The sequence below is a fragment of the Chryseobacterium sp. CY350 genome (genome assembly GCF_027945075.1).
Taxonomy (GTDB): domain Bacteria; phylum Bacteroidota; class Bacteroidia; order Flavobacteriales; family Weeksellaceae; genus Chryseobacterium.
In genome coordinates, this window is sequence record NZ_CP116034.1 from 3,918,636 (window position 1) to 3,943,987 (window position 25,352).

The 25,352-nt window shown below is 36.2% G+C and carries 15 protein-coding genes; 10 read left to right on the top strand and 5 right to left on the bottom strand.

Going from position 1 to position 25,352, the window contains the following annotated elements:
* The first annotated feature begins 73 nt into the window (after positions 1 to 73).
* From PGH12_RS18335 to PGH12_RS18345, 3 genes are all read left to right on the top strand, one after another.
* Entirely contained in the window at positions 74 to 1,243 is a 1,170-nt protein-coding gene (locus PGH12_RS18335) for a THUMP domain-containing class I SAM-dependent RNA methyltransferase (protein ID WP_267598167.1), read from the top strand.
* A gap of 4 nt (positions 1,244 to 1,247) precedes the next feature.
* Positions 1,248 to 1,682 (top strand): branched-chain amino acid ABC transporter substrate-binding protein, encoded by a 435-nt coding sequence (locus tag PGH12_RS18340; RefSeq protein WP_267598166.1) that lies wholly within the window; start codon positions 1,248 to 1,250, stop codon positions 1,680 to 1,682.
* Positions 1,683 to 2,198: 516 nt separating this feature from the next.
* Positions 2,199 to 3,203, top strand: coding sequence for a glycosyltransferase family 2 protein (locus PGH12_RS18345; protein WP_267598165.1), 1,005 nt, complete (start codon positions 2,199 to 2,201; stop codon positions 3,201 to 3,203).
* A 420-nt stretch (positions 3,204 to 3,623) separates the two neighbouring features.
* Here the strand turns inward: PGH12_RS18345 and PGH12_RS18350 are convergent, their stop codons facing one another.
* Entirely contained in the window at positions 3,624 to 4,850 is a 1,227-nt protein-coding gene (locus PGH12_RS18350; protein WP_267598164.1) for an aminotransferase class I/II-fold pyridoxal phosphate-dependent enzyme, read from the bottom strand.
* 144 nt (positions 4,851 to 4,994) lie between these two features.
* Between PGH12_RS18350 and PGH12_RS18355 the strand changes: the two genes are divergently transcribed.
* Positions 4,995 to 5,456, top strand: coding sequence for an Lrp/AsnC family transcriptional regulator (locus PGH12_RS18355; protein WP_267598163.1), 462 nt, complete (start codon positions 4,995 to 4,997; stop codon positions 5,454 to 5,456).
* 1 nt (position 5,457) lies between these two features.
* Here PGH12_RS18355 and PGH12_RS18360 read toward each other — a convergent pair whose 3' ends face one another.
* Together PGH12_RS18360 and PGH12_RS18365 are read right to left on the bottom strand one after the other, a co-directional pair.
* Positions 5,458 to 6,492, bottom strand: coding sequence for a bestrophin family protein (locus tag PGH12_RS18360; protein WP_267598162.1), 1,035 nt, complete (start codon positions 6,490 to 6,492; stop codon positions 5,458 to 5,460).
* Positions 6,493 to 6,572: 80 nt separating this feature from the next.
* A complete protein-coding gene (locus PGH12_RS18365) occupies positions 6,573 to 8,645 on the bottom strand; it encodes an alpha-ketoacid dehydrogenase subunit alpha/beta (RefSeq protein WP_267598161.1) in 2,073 nt (690 codons plus the stop codon).
* 237 nt (positions 8,646 to 8,882) lie between these two features.
* Between PGH12_RS18365 and dnaE the strand changes: the two genes are divergently transcribed.
* The 4 genes from dnaE (at position 8,883) to PGH12_RS18385 (ending at position 22,249) form a co-directional block, all read left to right on the top strand.
* The gene (dnaE, locus tag PGH12_RS18370) at positions 8,883 to 13,550 is read left to right on the top strand and encodes a DNA polymerase III subunit alpha (protein WP_267598160.1); all 4,668 of its coding nucleotides are present in this window, start codon (positions 8,883 to 8,885) and stop codon (positions 13,548 to 13,550) included.
* Between the two features lie 305 nt (positions 13,551 to 13,855).
* Positions 13,856 to 17,335, top strand: a complete 3,480-nt coding sequence (locus tag PGH12_RS18375; RefSeq protein WP_267598159.1) for an NIDO-like domain-containing protein — start codon at positions 13,856 to 13,858, stop codon at positions 17,333 to 17,335.
* 193 nt (positions 17,336 to 17,528) lie between these two features.
* On the top strand, positions 17,529 to 20,150 hold the full coding sequence (locus PGH12_RS18380; protein WP_267598158.1) for a GEVED domain-containing protein: 2,622 nt from the start codon (positions 17,529 to 17,531) through the stop codon (positions 20,148 to 20,150).
* Positions 20,151 to 20,284: 134 nt separating this feature from the next.
* Positions 20,285 to 22,249 carry a T9SS type A sorting domain-containing protein gene (locus PGH12_RS18385; RefSeq protein ID WP_267598157.1) on the top strand — a complete coding sequence of 655 codons (1,965 nt, stop codon included), beginning with the start codon at positions 20,285 to 20,287 and terminating at the stop codon, positions 22,247 to 22,249.
* A gap of 76 nt (positions 22,250 to 22,325) precedes the next feature.
* Here PGH12_RS18385 and PGH12_RS18390 read toward each other — a convergent pair whose 3' ends face one another.
* Together PGH12_RS18390 and PGH12_RS18395 are read right to left on the bottom strand one after the other, a co-directional pair.
* On the bottom strand, positions 22,326 to 22,487 hold the full coding sequence (locus PGH12_RS18390; protein WP_267598156.1) for a hypothetical protein: 162 nt from the start codon (positions 22,485 to 22,487) through the stop codon (positions 22,326 to 22,328).
* Between the two features lie 43 nt (positions 22,488 to 22,530).
* On the bottom strand, positions 22,531 to 23,358 hold the full coding sequence (locus PGH12_RS18395) for an ion transporter (RefSeq protein ID WP_267598155.1): 828 nt from the start codon (positions 23,356 to 23,358) through the stop codon (positions 22,531 to 22,533).
* Between the two features lie 63 nt (positions 23,359 to 23,421).
* Between PGH12_RS18395 and PGH12_RS18400 the strand changes: the two genes are divergently transcribed.
* Together PGH12_RS18400 and PGH12_RS18405 are read left to right on the top strand one after the other, a co-directional pair.
* On the top strand, positions 23,422 to 24,519 hold the full coding sequence (locus PGH12_RS18400; RefSeq protein ID WP_267598154.1) for a Nif3-like dinuclear metal center hexameric protein: 1,098 nt from the start codon (positions 23,422 to 23,424) through the stop codon (positions 24,517 to 24,519).
* A gap of 2 nt (positions 24,520 to 24,521) precedes the next feature.
* Positions 24,522 to 25,298: a zinc ribbon domain-containing protein gene (locus PGH12_RS18405; RefSeq protein ID WP_267598152.1), complete on the top strand. Its 777-nt coding sequence runs from the start codon at positions 24,522 to 24,524 to the stop codon at positions 25,296 to 25,298.
* Positions 25,299 to 25,352: the final 54 nt, after the last annotated feature.

Genomic DNA, 25,352 nt, shown 5'->3' on the forward strand with positions numbered 1-25,352 from the left:
AGATTCAATTATAATAAAAATTGACTTTCTAATCTTTTGATTTTTAAATAATTAAATCTTTTAATGATAACTTATGGATACAGAAAATATAAAAATTCAGATAAAAACATTCTTCGGATTAGAACAGGTTTTAGGTGAAGAAATCAAAAAACTGGGTGGAAAAAATGTAGAATTGAAAAATCGTGCAGTAAATTGCGAAGGCGACCTTGGTTTTCTTTACAAAATTAATTATTCTGCAAGAACGGCATTGAAAATCCTGGTTCCGATTGAAGAATTTAAAGCTTACAACGAAACAAAATTCTACGAAAAGCTTTTCAAATTTGAGTGGGATGATTTTATGAGTGTTGATCAAACATTTGCGATCGATTCTACGGTGAATTCTGAAAGATTCAGTCATTCTCAGTTTATGACCTTTAAAATGAAGGATGCGATCGTTGATTTTTTCCAGAACAGATACGGAAGAAGACCAAGTATCGAAACAAAATCTCCGGATATCAAATTCCACCTTCACATCGATAGAGAACTGGTGACGATCTCTCTGGATTCTTCGGGCGATGCTTTATTTAAAAGAGGGTACAGAAAAGAACAGGGTGAAGCGCCAATTAATGAGGTTTTGGCAAGCGGAATGCTTCAGTTAGCTGGTTGGGACGGGAAAGGAAACTTTCTTGATCCAATGTGTGGTTCCGGAACGATTTTGATTGAGGCTGCGATGATGGCGATGGATCTTCCTGCACAGCTTTTCAGAAAAAGATTCGGTTTCCAAAACTGGAAAAATTATGATGAAGCTTTATTTACTAAAATTAAAGAATTCAGAATCGAAAGAATAAGAGAATTTCACGGGAAAATCGTTGGGTATGACATCGATGGAAGAACGCTGGATGCTGCAAGAGATAATATAGAATCGGCAGAAATGGAGGATGTGATCGAGGTAAGAAGAGAAAATTTCTTCGATACCAAAAAAGATATGTTTCCATTGTTGATGGTTTTCAATCCGCCTTATGACGAGAGAATTTCAATTAACGATGACGATTTCTACAAGAAAATAGGAGATACTTTCAAAACGAGTTATCCTAATACTTTGGCGTGGCTTATTTCTTCGGATCTTGATGCACCAAAGAAAATCGGGTTGCGACCTTCAAGAAAAATCAAACTTTTCAACGGAAAACTGGAAACCAGATTTTTACAGTATGAAATGTATGAGGGAACAAAGAAGTTGCACAAGATTGAAAATAAAGAAGATTAAAAATATGCCTTTTGATTTTTTTGATGGCTTAGGATTTATTGGGGACTTAATTAGTTTTTTAGGAAGTTCTTCTGACTCAAAATCCTTAACCGACAAAGAGGCACAGAATAAAAAATCAAAATATATTGTAGAATGGTGGAGTGGAAGTCTACTTCTAATATCTGCCATTCTACTTTTTCTCGTATTTAAAAATTTCTTGCCAGCAGAAAATCTTGTACAGAATTTGATTGTTTGTTCAATTATCGGATTGATTATTTCTTTTGTTTTGTTTTTTGCACTCTATCATTTGGGACTTTATTATTTTAAAAGTCTTTTTAAATTGCTTTTACTGAGTTGTTCAGTTATTCTATTTTCAATTTCGATCGTTTTATGTATTTATTTTAAATCAAATTTATTTATCAAAACTCCGTCATCTCTGGAAAACAGTTTATATAAGTAAGGAATTATCTTGCTGTGTCGGAAAATGATCTGTACATGCCAGAACACGATCTGTCAATACCAGAAAGAGATCTGCGTTGGTCGGAATGTTATCTTGTTGTCTTAGAAAATCATCTGTATATATCGGAATGTCATCTGTCTAAGTCGGAATGCGATCTGTCTGCGTAGAAAAGTAATCTTGCTATCTTAGAAAACAATCCGTTCGATTCAGAATGTAATCTTACTGTCTCGGAATACTATCGATCTGCCTCAAAAAGCTATCTATGTATTTAATAATGGCATCTTACTGCTTGAAAAGTGATCTATACATCGATGAATACTATCTTGTATCTCCTGAAGAGAATCTGTAGGTTTTTGGAAATCATCATTACATTACTAGAAGTCATGTTGATTCATTGCAAAGCAATTTGTTATGAACGTTCTTATTAAACTGCATAAATTCTGGTTTTATATTTTAATTAACGATAAACTGTTTGTAAGTTCTTTCACGAATAATTAATTTTGAAAAAAATTCCATTTGAATCCAACTATTTCTATCGTTGTTGCCATATTTAACCGAAAAGATGAGCTTTTTGAGCTTTTAAATTCTTTAGTTTCTCAAACTGATAAAGCATTTGAAATCATTATTGTTGACGATGGTTCTTTGATCGATTTGAAACCGACCATCAATAATTTTGAGGGAATTCTGGATATTAAATATTTCAGAAAAGATAATTCTGGTCCCGGTTTGTCAAGGAATTACGGTTCAAAAAGAGCTTCCAACGAATGGCTCGTTTTTGTAGACAGCGATGTAATTGTGGAGAAAGATTACATTCAAAACATCAAAAAAGATATTCTCACAATTTCCTGTGATGCTTTTGGAGGAGCAGATAAGGCACACAAAGGTTTTAATCTGATGCAGAAGGCGATTTCCTACTCTATGACGTCGGTTTTTACAACCGGCGGAATCAGAGGAAACAAGAACGCGGTTTCAAAATTTCAGCCGAGAAGTTTTAATATGGGAGTGAAAAAAGAAGTTTTCGAAAAAGTCGGAGGTTTTTCAGAGATGAGAATTGGCGAAGATCCGGATCTGTCGATGACGCTTTGGGAAAATGGCTTTACAACAGCTTTTTTTGATGACATTGCGGTGTATCATAAACGTCGTGTCGATTTTGGAAAGTTCTCAAAACAGGTGTATCAGTTTGGCTGTGCAAGACCAATTTTAAATCAAAGACATCCGAAATATGTAAAAATCTCTTTTGCTTTTCCCACTTTGTTTTTGCTGGGTTATCTTTTGGGATTTATAGAATATTTTATTCTCGGGAGAGGAATTATTTTAGCGTTTTACGGATTGTATACTTTCATGGTTTTAATTCATGCCATGATTGTGACTAAAAACATTGCTATCGCCGGAATGGCGGTTATTTCGACCTACATTCAAATGTTTTCCTACGGTTACGGTTTTTTGAAATCGTGGATTTTACTCAACGTTTTTAGAATGAAACCAGAAGAAGCTTTTCCTAAACATTTTCATAAGAATTAATAGAATTTATTTTGTTTTCTAACGCAAAGACAAACTAAGGTTTTCTGACAAAAACGATTATAAATTTTACGATAAACAAAGGCGTTTCACTTATATAAAGAAAGATAAAATTCCTATCTTATGGCAGGGTAAAGGATATTTTTTATTTGTTTTGAGTTTATAGAATCGTAGTTTAATCATTGGTATTTCCTTGCTAAACGAAGTGGCGTTGTTTATCCTTAAAATAAGTCGATTTTTCATCCTTTTGTCTAACCTTGCATTTAATCTAAAGGCAAACTAATTTTTTTCACAAAGACTCATCTTATTTTACTAAAACCAAAAGCATTTCGTATGAAAAGAATAAAAAATCTTCTTTAAAATAGATTTGATGACAAATTTTACAAAAATAAATGCTGTTGAAGGTTCAACAGCATTTTTTAATTAAGATGTAAAAATAGTTTCATGGTGTAGAACGCCTGTTTTGATCATGCATTCTTTCATTTTTTTATAAGTTCGCTCGATGTCATGATCGAGACCTATTGAAAATCTTATGAGTCCGTCTGAAATTCCCATTGCTTCACGTTCCTCTTCGGGTATTTCAGATGAGGTAGAACTTCCTGAGCATGAGAATAATGTTTTGTAAAAGCCTAAACTTACTGCAAGATATCCGAGATTTTCGTGCTGCATCATTTCCATCAGCTCGTTTGCTTTTTCAGTCGTTCCGGCGTCCACAGTGAGAAGACCACCAAAACCATATTCTTTCTGCATCATACTTTTCATCAGCTCATGGTTTTTATGAGATGGTAAACCTGGATAAGAAACTTTTAAACCATCATTTTCAAATCTATCAGCAAGATACATTGCGTTGTAGCTGTGCTGTTTCATTCGAATGTGAAGCGTTCTCAGGTTTTTAAGAATACTTGCAGACCTGAAGCTGTCCATCGTAGGACCAAGAAGCATGCAGGCTCCGTTGTTTACATTTTTTGTATCATTAATAAATTCTTGGGTACCACAATAAACTCCGCCAACCGTATCACTGCTACCATTAATAAATTTAGTTAAACTGTGAATGACAATATCAGCACCTAAAAGACGCGGTGATATGGAAAGCGGAGAAAAAGTATTGTCTACGATAAGTTTTAAGTTGTGTTTTTTGCAGATTGCAGAAAGTTTTTTAAGGTCAGCAACCTCTAGAAGCGGATTGCTCACACTTTCGCAATAAATTATTTTTGTGTTTGGCTGAATTGCATTCTCAATCGATTCAAAATTATTAATATCTATGAAGGTTGTTTCGATATTAAAAGGAGGAAGAAAGTTTTTAAGAAAAGCATACGTTCCGCCATAGATGGTTCTGCTGGAAATAATGTGGTCGCCACTTTTACAAATCTGCATAAGCACCGAAGTGATGGCGCCCATTCCTGAAGCGGTCACATTTGCCGTTTCTGTGTTTTCCATTTTTGCCAATGCCTCAGAGAGATAAAGGTTCATTGGGGAAGAATGTCTCGAATAAAGATAGCATCCATCAGCATTCCCTTCAAAAGTATCAAACATGGTTTTTGCAGAAAGAAAAGTGTACGTGGAGCTATCTGAAATAGAAGGGTTTACTCCGCCGAATTCTCCAAAATATTGCAAATCCTGTATTTCGTTTGCTGCATTAAAATGATCCATATTTTTTTTGTTTAAAAGTGAATCATTTTATTTTTTATTACAACATAATAACTAATATTTAGATTTTAAATCTATAAAAATTAAAATTTGATGATATAAAGTTGGTTAATTTAAATTTTAATAAATTTAGCCAAAAATTTTTCTATGCAATTTGACGAAACCGACAAAAAACTGCTCCTTTTTTTACAACAAGACTGTAAGCAAACCACCAAAGAGTTGTCTTACAAACTAGGTCTGTCGATAACGGCAGTTTATGAGCGCATCAGAAAGCTGGAAAACAATGGCGTGATTTCTAAATATGTGGCCATTTTAGATAAAACAAAAATTGATAAAAATTTTATTATTCTCTGTCATGTAAAACTGACTCAGCACAAAAAAGAATTTGTATTGCGCTTCGAAAAAGAGGTAATGACTTTGGATGAAGTCACAGAGTGCTTCCATGTAAGTGGTGATTACGATTATATTTTAAAAATCTGTGTGAAAGATATGGAAGATTACCGAAGTTTTATGTTGACAAAGCTTACAACAATTGAGCATATTGCAAGTACACAAAGTTCTTTCACGATTTCTGAAGTGAAAAACACCACTGAATTAGTATTGCCGTAATTTAAACCAAAACACCATTTTTAGAAGCAATCGGCTCCGGAAGGTCGTCGTGTTCGCCTGTTATCTGAAGAAGATCGATTTCTATACTTCTGCAAATGGATAACATCGGAATATCGAACATTAATCCTTCGAAAGGGTTTTCGGAGTAGTCTCCTACCAATTCCATAATGATATAAATCCAGCCAATTGTAATGCAAAAAGGAACCGATACCCAGATTCCCCAGTCACCGAGTTTTGAAAATTCGCTCACCAAGCCTAAAGGAAGCAGCATAATAAAGATTATATTGAAGACAAAAGCGGTACTTGCAAACTGTCTGGGAAGCGGGAATTTTTTAATTCTTTCTGCCTGACCCTGTAATGTATAAAATTCTGTAAGACAATCCTGAAGTTGCATTTGATTAAAATCTGAGATTGCCTTCATGTTTTTTAATTCGTTCACGTCTTTCGCCTGTTGTGAAACTAGAAAAGTTGCAAAATTATTGTAAGAAGATTGCAGCTCACATTCTTCTTCAGATAAATATTTTTTCAGGAATATTGGTGTCCTACCATAATCTGGAAATCCGGCTCTGATGATTCTGTGTCTCTTTTTATCCGTATTCTTTAATTTATCTTCTTCAAATTTTATATGTTCCCATTCTACAGGAACCAAACTTTGCTCGCGGAATGCATACAACCATGCAATGTGTCGATAAACAATTTTTTTTCTGCGTTCATCAAGTTCAGATTTTTCTGTCTCACTGTTATCAGTTTCGAAAGCATAAACCATCGCAGCAAATGAACGGCTTGCATTCACGATGCCACCCCAGATTTTTCTTGCTTCCCATAATCTCTCATAAGCCTGGTTATTTTTAAAACCAACCAAAAAGGCTTCTGCGGTACCAATCAGCGCCACAGGAACCCACGGAATGATCATCCAGTCCCAATGGAAAACGTGAAAAAGTACAGCGATAAGCGTACACCAAAAAGAAATGACGAGTAAATGGAATCCGGATAAGTTAAGAACCTTTTTATAATTGACGTATTTTGTCGTGATCATTTGTATATAAACATTTGTAGAACCAAGTTAACAAAAACCGTACAAAAAAACCTCTAAAAGTTTTTTAGAGGTTTTTATTTTTAATATTTCAACATTTCGTCGATTTTCTTCGAGAGCTTTTCAGCGTTTGGAAGCATTTCTTTTTCTAAAATTAAATTAATCGGAACTGCGGGAGTATCTAGAGATCCCATGGTTTCAACAGGAGCGTCAAGGTATTTAAAGCAATTCTTCGAAATTCTGTGTGCGAAGGCTTCAGCAAATGAATTGTTCAATTGTTCTTCTGTCAGAACAATACATTTTCCGTGAGCTTTTACTCTTTCAAAAACCAATTCTTCATCTAATGGAATGATGGTTCTTAAATCGATTACTTCTACTTTTCCGCCGAAGTTTTTCACGGCTTCTTTTGCCCAGTAAACTCCCATTCCGTAAGTGATTACGACCACTGTATTTCCTTTTTTGATTTCGTTTTCGTCAGCTTCGATAACGATTTTTCCTTTTCCGAAAGGTAAAATATAATCTTCTGCAGGCTCGATGGTTTTTGCATCTTCAGTTCCAGGAACTTTACTCCAGTACAAACCTTTATGCTCCAACATGACAACAGGATTCGGGTCGTAATAAGCTGCTTTCAGCAAACCTTTAAAATCTGCTGCGTTGCTTGGATAAGCGATTTTAATTCCTTTGATATTGGCTAAAATACTTTCAACACTTCCGCTGTGATATGGTCCGCCGCCGCCATAAGCTCCAATCGGAACTCTGATGATATTGCTTACAGGAAATTTCCCGTTGCTTAAATAATTTGATTTTGAAATCTCCGTAATCAACTGATTGATTCCCGGATAAATATAATCTGCAAATTGAACTTCAACAATTGGTTTCAGACCAACCGCACTCATTCCTGTTGTAGAACCGATGATATATGCTTCTTGAATCGCTGTGTTAAAAACTCTTTTACTTCCGAATTTCTTCCCTAAAGTCACCGTCTCACGGAACACTCCGCCGATTCTTTCACCAACATCTTGTCCGTACAATAAAGCTTCAGGATGTTTCCACATAATCTCCTGAATGGCATGAATCGCTGCATCAACCATTACGATTTTCTCGCCACCTTCAGGCTCACGCGTTCCCACTTCTTCCGTAATAGGAGTAGGAGCAAAAATATGTTGCATCACGGTTTCAGGTTTCGGATCTTCGGCTTTTTGTGCTCTTTCGAAAGCTTCTTCTGCTTCCAGTCTTGCTTTTTTCGTGATTTGTTTTAATAATTCTTCGTCTGTCCCAGATTCAAGCAACTGTTTTCTAAGGATTTCTCCCGGATCTTTTGCTCTGTGTTTGGTTAAGTCTTCCTCATCTCGATAAAATTCTCTTCTTACTCCTGAAGTGTGGTGACCAATAAGAACTGTTTTTGCACAGACAACCAAAGGTTTTCTTTCTTCACGTACAAAATCAACAGCCTTTTTCATTACGTCAAAACTTTCTGCGAAATTGGTTCCGTCAACTCTCATTCTTCCTAAACCTTCAAAACCTGCAACAAAATCGTATGCATCCACAGTTCTTGCTTCTTCTTTGGTTACAGAAATTCCCCATTCGTTATCCTGAACCAGAAAAATAATTGGTAACTGGTGTAAAGCTGCAAACTGAAGTGCTTCACTCACTTCACCTTCGGTTACAGAATTGTCACCCAGACTACAAATGACTACAGGATTATTTTCAAATTTTTCTAATTCAAAATCTTCAATATATTTGATTCCCTGTGCAACACCTGTTGTAGGAATGGTCTGCATTCCTGTCGCTGAGCTCTGGTGAATCATCTTCGGCATATTTTCGTTTCTGCTCGAAGGGTGAGAATAATACGATCTTCCGCCAGAAAAAGGATCATCAGCTTTTGCCAATAATTGAAGCATCAACTGATAAGGCTCAAAGCCAATTCCCAACAAAATACTTTCGTCTCTGTAATAGGGAGAAACCCAGTCTTCTTTTTTTAACTGATAAGCTGTCGCCAACTGAATCGCTTCGTGTCCTCTTGAAGTGCTGTGTACATATTTGCAAACATTTCTGTTTTCCTCATAGATATCTGCCATCGCTTTGGCAAGCATCATGTGGTTGTAAGCTTTAAGTAAAATATCCTGTGAAACTTTTTCGTGAAGTGTATTTTCCATAGAAAGCAAAGATAAACATATTTTGGATTTTTAAAAATAATTGCCTAACAATTGATAGGCGATCTTTTAATTGTTTAATTATTAAATTTTTAATTGATAGTTTGATTGTTTATTCGCTGAATACTTATAAAAAATTCATACTTTTTATAGTTAATTTCAATGTCGAAATGTTCATGAAAAACAATAAAAATGCAGTAACTTTACAGACTATTTTGTTACAAAAAGTTAAAAAAATACATGTATTTAGTTTTTGACACAGAAACCACAGGTTTACCAAAAAATTTCAACGCACCGCTTTCAGATTCAGACAACTGGCCAAGAATGGTTCAGATTGCATGGCAATTACATGATGATGATGGCAATTTGCTTGAAAATCAAGATTATATAATTAAGCCGGAAGGTTACGATATACCATTTAACGCCGCAAGAATTCACGGTATTACAACTAAAATTGCCAATGAAGAAGGCCACGATTTGCAGAAAATTTTAGAAGAATTTTCTGAAGTTCTGGAAAGAGTACGGGTTGTTTCCGGCCACAATGTTGAGTTTGATTATAACATTGTTGGTGCAGAGTTTTTCAGAAAAAATATTCAGAACAATCTTCAGGAAAAGCCCAAAGCAGATACGATGATTCTGGGAACAGATTACTGTCAGCTTGGAGGTGGAAGAGGAGGAAAATACAAGTCTCCAAAGCTGGAAGAATTGTACGAAAAATTATACGGTCATAAATTTGATGAAGCGCACAACGCTGCAGCCGACGTAAATGCAACCGCTCAGGTTTTCTTTGAAATGATGCGTATCGGAATTATTCCAACTGAGGTTTTGAAGACTTCAGAAGATCAGTTGGCATATTTTAAAACGCTGCATCCGGACCCGATCAAGCCTTTTGGAATTATCATCAGAAGACAGGTTGCAGATTTTAATAATAAGAAAAAGCAATCTGATGTCGGCAGCATTGATGATATTGATTTAGGAAGATATTTCAATTTTGATAATAAAAGTGTCTTTTCAACATTGACGGCGACTTCCAGCATCAATGATTTGATTAAAAAAGCTACAGACGAAAATTTCCCGGCAGTCGGAATGGTCGATTTAGGAAATATGATGGGAGCTTTCAAATTTGTTTCTGCTGTTGAATCTACCAATTCGGACCGTTCAAAAAAACACAAGGAATTTTTAGCTAAAAAACAGGAAACGGAAGAAAACGGAACGGAGTTTACGGAAAGCGAACCAATTTCCGAGCCTTTGATTCCGGTTGTGGGTTGTGAATTCTACATCTCAGACCGTTACGAGCAAAAACAATTTACAAAAGATGATCCCGACAGAAGAACTCAGGTTGTTTTGTTGGCGAAAGATTTTAATGGATATAAAAATTTAGCGAAATTATCAAGTATAGGATTTTTAAAAGGTTTCTATTTTGGAGTTCCGAGGATTAGCCGTGAATTGATTGCTGAATACAAAGAAGGATTGATCGCTTTAACTTCAGGTATTAACGGAGATATACCTGATGCGATTTTAAATACGGGTGAACAAAAAGGGGAGGAGCTTTTCAAATGGTGGAAGGAAACTTTTGAAGATGATTTTTATGTTCAGATCCAAAATCATAAACTACCTGAGGAAGAGCATTTAAATGACGTACTATTGCATTTTGCAGACAAATATAACGTTAAAATTTTAGCTCAAAATCAAACTTATTATACGGATAAAGACGATTCTAATATCCAGGATATTGTGAGTTGTATTAAGGATGGTGAGAAGCTGACGACGCCTGTAGGTAAGGGTTTTGGTAAAAGACGCGGTTTAGCTAGCGGAGAATATTATATTAAAAATGCCCGCGAGATCAAGGAAACTTTTCTGAATTATCCTGATGCGTTCGATGCCTACGAAGAATTTACGGCAAAGTTTAGTCCTTACACTTTAAAAAGAGATGTTTTATTGCCTAAGTTTGATATTCCTGAAGAATTTATTCACGCTGAAGACGAAATAGATGGTGGAAAACGCGGGGAAATGGCTTACTTGACGCATTTGACTTATGAGGGAGCAAAAAAAAGATACGTAGAAACTGGTATCACAGATGAAATAAGAGAACGTCTGGATTTTGAACTTGAAGTTGTTGCAAATACCGGTTATCCCGGATACTTTTTGATCGTACAGGATTTTTGTAACGAAGCCCGTAAAATGGGAGTCTGGGTGGGTCCCGGCCGTGGTTCAGCAGCAGGTTCGACGGTCGCTTATTGCACCGGAATTACCAATGTAGACCCCATTAAATATGATTTACTATTTGAGAGATTTCTGAATCCGGAAAGGATCTCGATGCCCGATATTGATATTGATTTTGATGATGAAGGTCGTGATAAAATTATCAAATGGGTGGTAGAGAAATATGGTAAAAATCAGGTAGCACAGATTATAACTTACTCAGTTTTGGGTGGAAAATCTGCGATAAAAGATGCCGGAAGAGTTTTAGACTTACCAATTCCTGATACCAATAATATTGCAAAACTGATTCCTCCAAGTCCAGGGATGAATATTGCCAAAGCTTTGTCAAAATATGATAAACTGAAGCCTGAAGATCAGCAGCTTGTAGACGAAATGAAATATGTTCTGAATACTCCTGATGATCCTCGTCATGATGTTTTGGGAAGCGCCAAAAAGATGGAAGGCTGTATCAGAAATACAGGAATTCATGCTTGTGGAGTAATTATTACACCAGAAGATGTAAGTAATCTGGTTCCGGTAACAATTGCAGCAAAAGATGCTGATATTTTGGTTTCTCAGTTTGATAATTCCGTTGCCGAAAGTGCAGGTTTGCTGAAAATGGATTTCCTGGGTCTTCGAACTTTGACGATTATTAAAGATGCCTTAAAATTAATAAAGCAGAGATATAATGTAGATATAGATCCGGATAATATTCCGCTGGATGATACGAAAACTTATCAATTATTTAAAGAAGGAAGAACGGTCGGGATTTTCCAATATGAAAGTCCGGGCATGCAAAAGTATATGCGAGAACTGAAACCAACGGTTTTTGCCGATTTGATTGCCATGAATGCATTGTATCGTCCGGGACCGATTAAATATATTCCGAACTTTATCAATAGAAAACACGGTATCGAAGAGATTATTTATGATTTACCGGAAACTGAAGAATATTTAAAAGAAACCTACGGAATTACTGTTTATCAGGAGCAGGTAATGCTTTTATCTCAAAAGTTGGCCAATTTTACAAAAGGTGAAGCCGATACTTTGAGAAAAGCGATGGGTAAAAAGCAGATTGAGGTTCTGAATAAAATGTACCCGAAATTCATCGAAGGCGGAAGAAAAAATAATCTTGACGAAGGGCCATTAGAAAAAATCTGGAATGACTGGAAAGCGTTTGCGGAATATGCTTTCAACAAATCTCACTCTACCTGTTATGCTTTAATTGCTTATCAGACAGCGTATTTGAAGGCGAATTATCCCGCTGAATATATGGCAAGTGTAATGAGTAACAACATTAATAATACAGACTCGATTACCATGTTCATGGAAGATTGTAAGAGTATTGGTGTGGATGTTTTAGGACCAGATGTGAATGAATCTCAATACAAGTTTTCGGTAAACGAAAAAGGGCAGATTCGTTTTGGTTTAGGAGCAATAAAAGGAATAGGAGAGGGACCAAGTGAAGCAATTACGAAAGAAAGAGCCAACGGAAGATTTAAAAACATTTATGATTTTTTTGAAAGAATCTTGCCATCTCAAATGAATAAGAGAGTCGCAGAAAGTTTAGTACTGGCGGGAGCTTTTGATGAATTCAGCGTATATCACAGAGGTCAGTATTTTGATATTGATATGGCTGGGAGAACCAATCTTGAACGACTTATAAGATACGGACAAAGTTTTCAGGAAAGTAAAAACGAGATGGAAAATTCGCTTTTTGCAGATTTTGCAGATGAAGTTCAGATCGAACAACCCAAATTAGCACCATGTCCGGAGTGGCCAAATATGCATAAATTGAATAAGGAAAAAGAAATTATCGGTTTCTACCTTTCGGCGCATCCTTTGGATGAATTTAAATATCATTATCAGTTTATGCAGGGTAAGCTTTCAAAGAAAGCGGTTTTAGAAAAAGAAGATGAGGTAAAAATAGTTATTGATGAGGTTCCGATTCTTGAAGCTGATGATAAAGATGAAACTGTGGATATTGCAGAAATAGTTTCTGACGATATTGTAGCCGGAGAGGAAGAAATCATTGAAGAGGCTGTGAAAAAAGCAGAACCGAAAGGTAATTTCGGATTTCTAAATCTCGATGAGGTTGATGCCTATAAAGAACAGGCTTTTGCCAATAAGCCTGCTGAACTTTTTGAAGAAAAAAAGAAAGACTGGAAGACGCTTCAGAAAGAACGAGAGAACGGCGGCGGCGGAAAAGAATATACTGTAGCCGGCTTAATTACCGAATATGTTGTAAAAGATGGTTTTAAAAGCGGTGAAAAAGTGGCTTTTTTAACATTGGAAGATTACTCAGGTTCGTACTCTTTTAGACTTGGTGACCGTGATTATATGAGGTTGAAAGAGAGGCTGGAAGTTCAGCGTTTTGTTATATTAAAAATAAAATTTGCCCAGGTGAAGGACGGGAGAGTTTTCGTGAATGTAGTTGATGTTATTGAGCTTCAGGAGGCATTTGAAAAATTCGCGAAAAGTATTTCTTTGGTAATGGATATTATGGATTTCAGGAAAGAAGATCTTGAATTTTTCCGAAACGTTCTTGATCAGAATAAAGGCGATCAGAAGTTTAGATTTTTGATAAAGAATTCTGAAGAAGACTCGTTTGTAGAACTACAATCAACCAAATATTCTGTTGACCTTAATGGTGATTTAATAAAAGAGATACAATTATTGAACAAGTATGAATTTTATCTCAATTAATTAAAAAAAATATAAATTAAAAAAGTGGCTTTAAGGGTCACTTTTTTTGTTTATAATTAATCTAAACTAAAATAATAAATAAATAATTCAATTATCATGGAAGATTGTACTGATCTTGTAACGTATTGACATTTAAATATTTATAGTTTTAAGTTAATTTAAGTTTGATAAATAATTAAATGATTGTTTAAAAAATATTTAATATTTTGTAAATTTTGTTATGATATATACAATAATTTAAGATAATTTTTGATTGTGTGGTAAATATTTAGTAATTTCACCCCCTAATTTTAATTTAACTAAGTATGAAAAACCTTTACAAAAAACCGTGGCAAATAAGTCGCGGCTTGCAGAGAGCGGGAATTACCGTTCTAACGCTTTTCGGAGCTATGCAATGTTTGGATGCGCAGGTGAGCACTTACACTTTTGCTCAAACCTCCAGCACATTCAATAGTATTGCTTCTACGGGAACTTTGGTTACTGGAAGTGATGCTACGACGGCAACGACCAATGATACAACAGGCTGGTCTGTTGCGATACCATTTACCTTTACTTTTAACCAGATTGGTTATACATCAATGTATGTAAATTCGAATGGTGGTGTCACTTTTGGAACTACAACAGGTAATGATGTTACAGTTATCTCGGGAACGTCTGCATATGCAGGATCAGTAGGGGTAATGAATAGGGACTTGTGGGGTGTGTTTATAACTTCAGGGGTAACCACGAGTGGATCAAATGTAATCACCAATGTTGCGTCCTTCAAGGGTATTGCAATTGGAAAAACTTTAAATAATGTAAATGGAATCCCTTCTGGAGCTACCGTTACAGCGTTTGATGAAACAGCAGGTACTATTACGATGTCTGCAGCTGCCACTTCTAGCTCTGCAACAGCTGTAATAAGATATGGAACTGGTAGAGTTTTGACATCTGTTGAAGGAACAGCTCCAAACAGAGTATTTGTAGTTGAGTGGATTGGTTACAACGATTACTCTACTACAGCTGCAGGAAGTAATTATTTGAATTTTCAACTTAAATTAGCTGAAAGTACTAATAAAATTTCAACTGTTTACGGACCTCAGTATAATGTAAGTACAACATCTAGAACAAACGAAATAGGTTTGAGAGGAGCTTCAACATCTGATTATAATAACAGATCTGCTGCTGCGGGTGTCTCATGGGCTAGTACAACTGCAGGAACTACAAGTTCTGCTTCTGTTGCCAGAGATAATGCTGTTTTTCCTGCAACAGGATTAACATTTACCTGGTCTCCACCAACATGTGTTCAGCCTTCAGGAATCGCTGCATCTGGTATTACAACTACAACAGCTTCAATTTCTTGGGTAGCATCTTCTACTGGAGCGGCAAATGGATATGAATATTATTATGGTACTACTAATACTGCTCCAACTTCATCTACAGTTCCTACTGGAACAAGTCCGAGTACGTCTGTCTCACTGAGCACTTTAACTCCGGCGACTAATTATTATGTATGGGTAAGGTCTGTGTGTAGTTCTACGGATAAGAGTATTTGGTCTACATCTGGTACTTTTACGACTGCATGTAGTCCTTTTACTACATTAAGCGAAAATTTTGATTCTTTTACAACTGGAAGTATTGTACCAACTTGTTGGGGAAGAATTGTGACAGGCTCAGCTTCGCAGACGATTACGTCTACTACGCCTGCTTCCGGAACAAGAAATATTTTTCAGGCTAATAGTACGGCGGGTAATATTAGTATAGTTCTTTTGCCAGAATTAAGTACTGTGAATGCAGGATACCAGTTGAGATTTAAAGTAAGAGCAACTGCAGCTGCAACATTAGATATTGGTTATTTGACCAATCCTACAGATGCAACAACTTTTGTAAATGTACAGACATTAAGTATTGCAAATACTACTTATGGTGCTGAAAGTAAAATACCTTTCCCAACATCAGTGCCTGCAACTGCCAGAGTTGCCGTTAGAATGCCAGTTCAGGCAAGCGCACCATCTATTTATTGGGATGATGTAAATTGGGAGATTGCTCCTTCATGTGTAGAGCCGAATACGGTTACAGTATCGGCAATTACTCCCACTAGCGCAACATTAGCTTGGGTTGCTCCTTCTACGGTTCCTGCGAACGGATACGAATATTATTATTCTACATCTAATACTGCACCTACTGCAACAACAATAGCTACAGGTTCTAGTACAACAACTACTGCTCCGCTAACGGGCTTGGCTCCTGCAACTACATATTATGTTTGGGTGCGTTCTGTTTGCTCAACTACAAGTAAAAGTTTATGGACGGCAGTTACAACTTTCGCAAGTTCTTGTAATCCGGTTACTACTTTCCCTTGGAGTGAGAATTTTGATGCAATGACAACGATTGGTAATGGTATTTTACCAAATTGTTGGTCAACAACAGGTGGTTTGAGTGCTTCTTATTTTTTCACCACTCAAAATGCAGCATCTCAAACATATAATGATCCTAGATCTGCACCTAACTATGTAACAATTTATTACCCTACAACAGCGGCTTACCTTTGGGCTCCTGCAATGACTTTAACTGCGGGACAATCATATGATTTCTCTTTTTATTGGGCAGGTGATGCTACAGCTGGTTGGGTTGGAGATGTATTGGTTAACAATGCTGCTTCTGCAACTGGTGCGACCAATCTTTCAAATTTTGTTAGTCAAACTACAACTACTTCGAATGCATACACTAAAGTAACTGTTACTTTTGTGCCAACAACGACAGGAATTTATTATTTTGGAGTAAAAGCTTTTTCTGCTACAAGTGCTCCATACTATATGGGATTTGATGACTTTAGTGTACAATTAACGCCTAGTTGTGCAGAGCCTACAGCTGCTTCTGTTTCTGCAATTACTTCTACAACTGCTACATTGTCATGGACGGCTCCGGTAGCTGCTCCAGCAAATGGATATCAGTATTTTTACTCAACAACAAATACGACTCCAACAACTGGTACTGCTATAACAGGAACTACCATAAATATTCCAGCATTGACACCGGCTACAACTTACTATTATTGGGTAAGATCAGTGTGTTCAGGTAGTTCAACAAGTACTTGGGTAACAGGATCGTTCACTACGCTTGCTGTACCGCCTACAAATGATGCTTGTTCTGGTGCAACTGCATTGACGCCTGGTGCTACTTTTAGCCAGAATGCAGTAACATCAACAAATGCTGGTGCGACTACTGATATTTCCGCTTCTTGTGCAGCTTCAAGTGCAGTAAATAATATTTGGTTTAGTGTTGTTGTTCCTGCTTCGGGAAGTATTACTGTTGAAACTGGCGCTGCAGCTGGATCACCATTTACTGATTCTGTTTTAACTTTGTTTAGCGGTGCATGTGGATCATTAACTGCAATTGACTGTAATGATGATATTGCATCTGGATCTAATATATTTTCGAGAGTAACTCTTACAGGAAGAACTCCTGGTGAAGTGATTTATGCAAGTGTTTACAGATATTCAACTGCGGGATCTAACGGGCAGATTCAGATTTCTGCATATGATGCAAGTTTATCAACTGCCGAAGTTTCTCAAGTGAAAAACAACCTTAATGTATATCCAAACCCATTTGCAGATGTATTAAATATCTCAGATGTGAAGAATGTAAAATCTGTATCAGTAGTTGATATTGCTGGAAGATTAGTAAAAACTATAGATAAACCAAGTTCTGCTCTTCAATTAGGAGATCTAAAATCTGGGATGTATGTAGTTGTTCTTAATATGAATGATGGTTCTAAACAAACTATCAAAGCGATTAAGAAATAAATTTAAAATTAAACAAGTTCACAGAGGTAGCCAATTTTGGCTACCTCTTTTTTTTTACTTAAATAATTACGTTGTGACTTATATTTAATAATTATAAACATTTATTAATATTATTATAATAAAAATATTTTTGTGTTGGTAATTCGGAAACTTTAGTTAATTTTATTTCACAATTTCGAAAAAATAAATATTAATGAAAAAAGCTTACTTATTGGCTCTTATCCTATCCGTAATAGGGGTAAGTGCGCAAACCTACTGTGCTCCGAATTATGCGAGCGGATGCAGCGGAGGTGATCAAATTGACGATTTTACAATTGCTTCGGCAGGTTTTAGTCATCTTGGAACTGGTTGTTCAACCGGAACTTACGGTAATTTTTATGCCACTCACACAATCACGTTGGCTCCTACCATCAATTATGCTTTTTCTGCAACTCATAATTTTTCTAGTCAAATAATGAAAGTATGGGCAGATTTTAATAACGATGGCACGTTTGACGCGTCCACCGAATTAATCGGTTCGGGATCCAGTGGTTCTACAATGACTACTAATGGTACGATTTCTTTACCAGCGAATGTTGCGGCAGGAACATATAGAATGAGGGTTTCAGATCGTTATGCTAATGACCCTGTTCCTTGTGATGTTGCAGGTTACGGTGAAGCACATGATTATAAGCTTGTCGTTACTGCACCACCAACGTGTATTGCTCCAACAGCTTTAACTAATTCTGCAATTACAGCAACAAGTGTTAATGTTTCCTGGACCGCGCCGGCTACCGCGCCAGCTTCAGGGTATGATATTTTTTACAGCAGTACAGGAGTTGTTCCAAATGCTTCAACAGTTCCCACAATGTCTTCTTCGCTTACAACCGTAACGATTAACGGATTGACACCGGCAACTAATTACTGTATTTGGGTACGGTCAAAATGTACGACTACTGACGCCAGTGTTTGGATAAACAGTTGTTTTCTAACCTCTTGTGTTGCGGCGAACGTTCCGTATTTCTTAGATTTTGAAAGCGTTACAGCACCGGCATTACCTTTGTGTACAGCTGTCACTAATCCAGGTGCAGGTAATAGCTGGATGATTAGTTTCGATCCTGGAAATGGTTTTACTAATAATACTTTGGCTTATAACTATAATTATCAGAACGCTGCAAATTCATGGTTTTTTACGCAGGGAATAAATTTAGTTGCCGGTACAACGTATAGAATTAAATATAACTACGGAAATAACAGCTCAAGTTATTCTGAAAAGATGAAAGTTACTTATGGTGACGCACCAACTCCTGCGGCACAGACAAACGTTTTGCATGATTACACCAATATTATTGATGTTATAAGCCCGGTTTCAGACTTTTACACGCTGACACCTACGACAAGTGGTGTTTATTACTTTGCGTTTAATGTTTATTCAGATGCCAATATGTATAACTTGTATGTAGATGATATTCTTGTAGAAGTAAATCCTTCTTGCATTGAGCCAAATGCTTTAGCAGTATCTGCAGTTACAGCATTTACAGCGACAGCTACCTGGGCGGCTCCTGCTACAGCACCAGCTGGCGGTTACGAATATTATTTATCTACCTCTAATACAGCACCTGTTTCTACAACTGTAGCGACCGGAACATCTGCAAGTGCTACATTGAATTTAACATCGCTTCTTTCCTCATCAACGTATTACTTATGGGTACGCGCGGTGTGTACTGCTACAGATAAAAGCGCATGGTCTTCTGTTGTAACATTTGCTACAGAATCTTTCTGCCCGGTTGTCACTGGTCCTGCAGATGCGATTACAAACTTGTCTCTTACTCCTACGATTACGTGGGATCCTATGGCGGGAGCTGATGGTTATAAAATCACAGTAGGAACCACTTCAGGAGGTACGGATATTCTTAATGATGTAGACTTAGGAAATGTTACATCATATACATTTACCACTCCTTTGGCTAACAGTATTGAGTATTTCTATACGATCAATGCTTACGCGTCAGGGGTTTCATCAAATTCTTGTTCTATAAGAAGTTTCACTACGGCATGTGCGGCAATCAGTCCGAGTTATACGAATGATTTCTCAAACATCGATGCTGCATGTTGGGGTCAGGCTTCCGGAGGTTCTGCATCTGGAGGTTCAACAGGAACTAACAGTGAATGGGTAGAAGATGGATTCCTTAATAATGGCTCAACCGGAGCTGCTAAAATTAATTTATATTCTAATTCAAAAAGTGGTTGGTTGATTTCACCTACTTTCAATTTGACAGGTGCGTCTTATGATGTGAAATTTGATTATGGAATGACTGAATGGAATAATACAACTTCAGCAACTTTAGGATCAGATGACAAGGTACAGGTTCTGATGTCAAATGATAATGGAGTAACGTGGACTACAATTCAGACTTGGAGTGCAGGAACGCAAATCTCTAATACTTCAACTCAGTTTTCATACACTGTAACTGGTGGAACAAATCAGATGAAATTTGCAATCTACGCAACTGAAGGTGCTAATGATGATCCCGAAGACAATGATTTCTTCGTTGATAATTTCACGGTTACACAGTCTCTACTGTCGACTGCAGAAAATACTTTAACAAAAAACAACATCAAGGTATATCCTAATCCGTTCTCGGATGTTCTGAATATTTCAGATGTAAAAGATGTTAAATCTATAGCTGTAGTGGATATTGCTGGAAGAATAGTGAAAACGTTCGAAAAAGCAAGTTCAGATCTTCAACTTCGCGACTTGAATGCAGGAATTTATGTAGTAATACTTAATATGAATGACGGCACAAAACAATCAATTAAGGTTATTAAAAAATAAATTGTAAGAAATTACAGATAATGGCGGCCAAATGGTCGCCATTTTTTTTTGTAACAATTTATTATTAAAAAATTCAAACTATAAATCGTTAAAATTTCTTAAATTCGTATCAATAATGTTATATGTATTTGATTATGAAAAGATTTTTACTTTTATGCTTTATTATTTTTAATATTGCGTCAAATGCCCAAATTACTTTGGGCGCAGGAAGCGCATCAGTAGGTGTTGCGCCGATAAGTACATACTACGGTTACTCGTATGTTCAGCAGATTTTTACAAAAAATGAAATCAATGCCAATGCTGCGGGAAATATTACCGGGCTTAAATTTTATCTCAGTCCGGGATCAAGCATAGCCAACTCGTCAAACTGGAAAATTTATTTGGGTACAACTTCAAAAACCACCTTTACATCAAACTCAAATTGGATTCCTCTCTCTCAGCTTACACAGGTTTTCTCGGGAACAGTTTCCAGCGTAAGCGGAGTTGTTACCATTACTTTTCCTGTGCCTTACAACTATAATAATTTAAGTAATTTAGTAATAGCTGCAGAAGAAAATTCTGCCGGATATGACGAGAATGGTTTTGATGATGCGTTTTTTGGTTACAATTCTACCGCAAGTTCAGTTCTTTATTTTCAGGATGATACCATTAATCCTAATCCTTTGTCTCCGCCAACTGGATCTCTCGGTAATAAAAAATCAGCTGTTACCTTTAGTGGTTTAAATTCCAGTTCCACAATTGCTTGTCCGGATGTTACTTATCCTCAAAATAATGCACTATTTATCCCTTTATTACCCACAATCACATGGAATGCAGTTTCTGGTGCGACAGGTTATAAAGTGACAATCGGGACTCTTCCTGGTGGTTCAGACATTGTCAATCAGCAAACTGTATCTACAAACAGCTTTCTGGTTCCTGCAAGTTTAGCTGCAAATTCTATGTACTATCTAAAGGTAGTTGCAGTTAATGCTTCTGGAGAATCACAGGGTTGCTCAACAGGGATGTTCAGAACGACGCCGGGACAACCTGGTAATGACGAATGTGCTAATGCGATTACATTAACTGTAAATCCTAATGCAACTTGCACATCTTCTGTACAAGGTTACACTTTGGGAGCGACAAATTCAGGATCGGCGGTATCGCCTTGTTACGGAAATGCAGATGATGATGTTTGGTTTAAATTTATTGCAACTGCAACTTCGCACAAGATTTCCCTAAACAATGTTGAATCTATTGGTACTGTTGATAGCGATGATATTTATTTTCAGGTTTTTAGCGGATCATGCGGAAGCTTGTCAAGTGTGTTATGTTCAGATCCTTCAGCATCTCTGGTAACTGGTCTTACTGTCGGAAGTACTTATTACGTAAGGGTTTACAGTTACGATGGTGCGGGTAGCAATCAAAGTTTTAACATTTGTATTGGTACAATTCCGCCACCGCCTGCCAATGATGTTTGCTCCGCAGCTGTTTCAGCGAATATTTTCCCTTTTTCGTACACTCAGAATGACGCTTTGGGAGCAACCAACAGTTCAGGGTTTTTAAACGCCTGTACCGACGGAATGAATGACGGTACATGGTTCAGCTTCGTTGGCAACGGCGGAAATGTTGATGTTATTGTAACGATGCCTGCCGGTAGTTCTTTTGATCCTCAAGTTGGCGTTTTTACAGGAAACTGTGGCTCATTAGTATGTTTCGAAACGGAAGATACAGGTGGAGATGGCGAAGCTGAAATCATTACTTTATCAACAGTTGCCGGAACAATATATTACATCAACGTTGGTCATTATGATGAGATTAATGATGATTTTGAAGATACTTTTACCATCAATATTTCTTCAAATTTTCTTTTGGCTACAGAAGTTTCGCCAGTAAAAGATAAAGTAAGAGTTTATCCAAATCCGTTTTCAGAAATGATTAATATTTCAGATGCTGAAAACGTAAAATCGATGTTTGTGAGTGATATGGCTGGTAGAACTTTGAGAAATATAGAAAATCCGGCTTCAGTTATTCTGTTAAATGAATTAAAATCCGGAATGTATATTGTAACATTAATGATGAAAGATGGATCTAAACAATCTCTGAAAATCATTAAAAAATAAATTTCAATACTAGAAAATAACAAAAAAAGGATGCAGTTAATTTTAGCTGCATCCATTTTATATTTTTATGATCATCTTATTCTGATGGTGGTACCGGTTTTATGTCTCCCGTATTCATAAGGTCGAATACTGTCGGGAAAAACATCACCAGTATAAAATAGATAATGATCATTAAAACGATCATAGCGAATAAGATAATCACTAAACTATTGGGTTTATTTTTCTTTTGTGGTTCCATGATTTTTTAGATATTAGATGAATAGATTATTTGATAAAAAATACTATGCTAATTTCTTGCCACACTGCTTGCAGTACCTAGCATCATCATCAATATCTTCATTTCCGCACCGCTCACAGATCAATTCCAGGTTTTGTCTTTTGTTTCGCATCTCCGCAGTTACAATTCCTGTAGGAACTGCAATGATAGAATATCCGGCCAGCATTAGGATTACAGCAAAGAATTTCCCCATCGGTGTAATAGGAGAAACATCTCCGTAACCTACGGTAGTTACCGTTACTACAGCCCAATAGATCGATTGAGGAATGGTCTCAAAACCTGGTCTTCCACCTTCTACCATAAACATCAGGGAACCTACAATGACAGAAAATATAATTAAAAATAATAGGAAAATATAGATTTTTCGTGAACTGTTTTTTAGTGCTCTCACAATGACAAAACCGTCATTCATAAAATCCAAAAGATTAAAAATTCTGAAAATTCTCAGCATTCGCAACATTCTGAAAATCAGAAAATACTTGGTGATAGGGAAAAAGAAACTCAAATAAAAAGGAACGAGCGAGAGAAAATCTATGATTCCAAAAAAACTGAAAATGTAATTTTTTTTGCTTTTTAAAACTGCAATTCGCATCCAGTATTCAGCGGTAAAAATTACAGAAATGATCCACTCGCTGATGATAAAATAAACATGAAATTTTTTATCTAGTTTTGGTATGCTTTCCATCATAATGATAGAAGTACTTATAAGAATGAGAACGAGTAATGCAACGTCAAACAGCTTTCCAAGCTTCGTGTCAGAACGGTATATTACGCGGTACAGAAATCTTTTCCAGAGTTTGTCTCCCGGAACAAGATCGTGCTCTCTTTCCATGATCAGAGTTTTTTTTAAATTTAGCAAATTATCCCTATTTTCGTAACAAACATACAGAATAAAATGACAATACAAAAAGTAATTGCCGAGATAGAAAAACACATAGCCATTTCACAGGCTGAAGATTTTGATAATGTAGGACTTCTCTGTGGTTTGCCGGAACGCAATGTTTCCGGGATTCTGGTTTGTCACGACGCGTTAGAAAATGTTGTGGATGAAGCAATACACAGAAACTGTAATTTAATTGTCTGCTTCCATCCGATCATTTTTTCTGGTTTAAAATCTTTAACGGGAAAAAATTATGTGGAAAGAGCAGTTTTAAAAGCCATTGAAAATAGAGTCGCAATTTATGCCATTCACACCGCTTTCGATAATGATTTTTATGGAGTGAATGCCGGAATTTGCAATCTTTTAGATTTGAAAAATTTAAAAATCCTTCAACCTAAAAAAAATAATCTAAAGCAATTAAATGTTTATGTTCCAAAAGATCATTCTGAAAATGTAAAAGAAGCTCTTTTATCTGCGGGAGCCGGAAATATTGGTTTTTACGACGAGTGTAGTTTTACCACAGAAGGAAAAGGAACATTCCGACCGATCGAAGGTTCGAATCCGTTTTCCGGTGAGCAAAATATCCGTGAAAACGCTATTGAAAACATGATCTCGGTGATTTTTGAATCGTTTAAACAAAATCAAATTATTAACGCCATGAAATCTGCTCATCCGTATGAAGAAGTTGCGCATCAAATTTATAGTCTTGAAAATGAAAATCATTATTCAGGTTTAGGAATTTATGGTGAATTTGAAACCGAAATCGACGAAAATTATTTCCTCAATTTTGTAAAAGAAAAATTTAATTTAAATGTTATTAAACATTCAGATTTAAATAATAAAAAAATAAAGAGGGTAGGAGTTTTAGGCGGTTCGGGAGCTAGCGGAATAAAAGCGGCACTTTCAAATAAATGTGATGCCTATCTTACCGGAGATCTGAAATACCACGACTATTTTCTGGCGGAATCTAAAATGCTGATCTGCGATATCGGACATTACGAATCTGAGCAATTGGTAAGTCAACAATTATTTGAAATTTTGTCACAAAAATTTAGTACATTTGCAGTCTTAAAATCTAGTGAAAAAACAAACCCAGTAAATTATTTCCTATAGATATGGCAAAAATCACCGAAATTTCAGTTGAAGAAAAATTAAGAGCTTTATACGATTTGCAAATCATCGATTCAAGATTGGATGAGATCCGAAATACAAGAGGAGAATTGCCAATCGAGGTTGAAGATCTTGAAATCGAGATTGAAGGCCTGGAAAAGAGAGCGGAAAAATTTCACGCAGAGATTAAAGAGCAGAATGATCAAATCAGCAATAAAAATGAAGTGATCAACCATGCAAAAACTTTAATCGACAAATATAAGTCTCAACAGGATAACGTACGAAACAATAAAGAATTTGAAGCTTTAGGAAAAGAGATTGAATATCAGGAACTTGAAATTCAGCTTTCTGATAAAAGAATCAAAGAATTCGGAGCTAAAATCGGTCATAAAGAAGAAACTTTAAACGAGTTAAATACAAAAATCGAAGATCTTAAAAATCACCTTAAATTCAAAAAAGAAGAATTGGAAGGTCTGATCTCCGAAACTCAGAAAGAAGAAGATTATCTGATCACAAAATCTGAAGAATTTGCTTCGAAAATCGATGAAAGATTATTGGCATCTTACCACAGAATCAGAGCTAACTCATCTACTGGTCTTGCAGTTGTAGGTCTTGAAAGAGGTGCTCCGAAAGGATCTTTCTTTACAATCCCACCTCAAAAGCAAATGGAAATCGCTCAGAGAAAGAAAATCATTATTGATGAGCATTCAGGAAAAATTCTAGTTGACGATGAATTGGTCAACGAAGAAACTGAAAAAATGAATGCTGTAATTAAATTTTAATACAGACTTTTTATAAAATAGAAACGGCCTCAAATTTTTGAAGCCGTTTTTTTT

Excerpts from the sequence above, each read along its gene's own strand:
- PGH12_RS18375 (WP_267598159.1), top strand. The coding sequence starts at position 13,856 with ATGAAAAACCTTTACAAAAAACCGTGGCAAATAAGTCGCGGCTTGCAG.
- PGH12_RS18405 (WP_267598152.1), top strand. The coding sequence starts at position 24,522 with ATGGCAAAAATCACCGAAATTTCAGTTGAAGAAAAATTAAGAGCTTTA.
- PGH12_RS18355 (WP_267598163.1), top strand. The coding sequence starts at position 4,995 with ATGCAATTTGACGAAACCGACAAAAAACTGCTCCTTTTTTTACAACAA.
- PGH12_RS18385 (WP_267598157.1), top strand. The coding sequence starts at position 20,285 with ATGAAAAGATTTTTACTTTTATGCTTTATTATTTTTAATATTGCGTCA.
- dnaE (WP_267598160.1), top strand. The coding sequence starts at position 8,883 with ATGTATTTAGTTTTTGACACAGAAACCACAGGTTTACCAAAAAATTTC.
- PGH12_RS18395 (WP_267598155.1), bottom strand. The coding sequence starts at position 23,358 with ATGGAAAGAGAGCACGATCTTGTTCCGGGAGACAAACTCTGGAAAAGA.
- PGH12_RS18390 (WP_267598156.1), bottom strand. The coding sequence starts at position 22,487 with ATGGAACCACAAAAGAAAAATAAACCCAATAGTTTAGTGATTATCTTA.
- PGH12_RS18365 (WP_267598161.1), bottom strand. The coding sequence starts at position 8,645 with ATGGAAAATACACTTCACGAAAAAGTTTCACAGGATATTTTACTTAAA.
- PGH12_RS18400 (WP_267598154.1), top strand. The coding sequence starts at position 23,422 with ATGACAATACAAAAAGTAATTGCCGAGATAGAAAAACACATAGCCATT.
- PGH12_RS18360 (WP_267598162.1), bottom strand. The coding sequence starts at position 6,492 with ATGATCACGACAAAATACGTCAATTATAAAAAGGTTCTTAACTTATCC.
- PGH12_RS18380 (WP_267598158.1), top strand. The coding sequence starts at position 17,529 with ATGAAAAAAGCTTACTTATTGGCTCTTATCCTATCCGTAATAGGGGTA.
- PGH12_RS18340 (WP_267598166.1), top strand. The coding sequence starts at position 1,248 with ATGCCTTTTGATTTTTTTGATGGCTTAGGATTTATTGGGGACTTAATT.
- PGH12_RS18335 (WP_267598167.1), top strand. The coding sequence starts at position 74 with ATGGATACAGAAAATATAAAAATTCAGATAAAAACATTCTTCGGATTA.
- PGH12_RS18350 (WP_267598164.1), bottom strand. The coding sequence starts at position 4,850 with ATGGATCATTTTAATGCAGCAAACGAAATACAGGATTTGCAATATTTT.